Annotated in this window: 2 protein-coding genes; both read left to right on the forward strand. The window is 35.9% G+C overall.

Features of this window, described 5'->3' with window-relative positions; all coding sequences use genetic code 11:
* A partial coding sequence (locus FFY45_RS22410; RefSeq protein WP_217902718.1) for a hypothetical protein occupies window positions 1-228 on the forward strand: 228 nt, incomplete at its 5' end.
* A gap of 108 nt (window positions 229-336) precedes the next feature.
* A partial coding sequence (locus FFY45_RS22415; RefSeq protein ID WP_217902720.1) for a hypothetical protein occupies window positions 337-704 on the forward strand: 368 nt, incomplete at its 3' end.

Genomic DNA, 704 nt, shown 5'->3' on the forward strand with positions numbered 1-704 from the left:
TCGAAGAGAATCATCGAATGGACCCGAATGGAATCATCTAATGGAATGGAATGGAATAATCCATGGACTCGAATGCAATCATCATCGAATGGAATCGAATGGAATCATCGAATGGACTCGAATGGAATAATCATTGAACGGAATCGAATGGAATCATCATCAGATGGAAACGAATGGAAACATCATCGAATGGAAGCAAAAAGAATTATGGAAAGAAATACAATGTGATCATCAACGAATAGAACCGAATGGAATCATCATCCAACGGAAGCTAATGGAATCTACATCGAATGAATCAAATGGAAACAACAACGAATTGAAACGAATGGAATTACCATGAAATTGAAATGGATGGACTCATCATCAAATGGATTCGAATGGAATCATCGAAAAAAATTGATTGAAATCATCATCGAATGGAATCGAATGGTATCATTGAATGGAATCGAATGGAATCATCATCAGATGGAAATGAATGGAATCGTCATAGAATGGAATCGAATGGATTCATTGAATGGAATCAGATGGAATCATCGAATAGACTGGAATGGAATCATTGAATGGACTCGAAAGGGATCATTATTGAATGGAATTGAATGGAATCATCGAATAGTCTCGATTGAAATCATTATCAAATGCAATCGAATGGAATCACCGAATAGAATCGAATGGAACAATCATCGAATGGACTCAAATGGAATTAT

Source organism: Xanthomonas hortorum (assembly GCF_011305375.1).
Lineage (GTDB): Bacteria > Pseudomonadota > Gammaproteobacteria > Xanthomonadales > Xanthomonadaceae > Xanthomonas > Xanthomonas hortorum_E.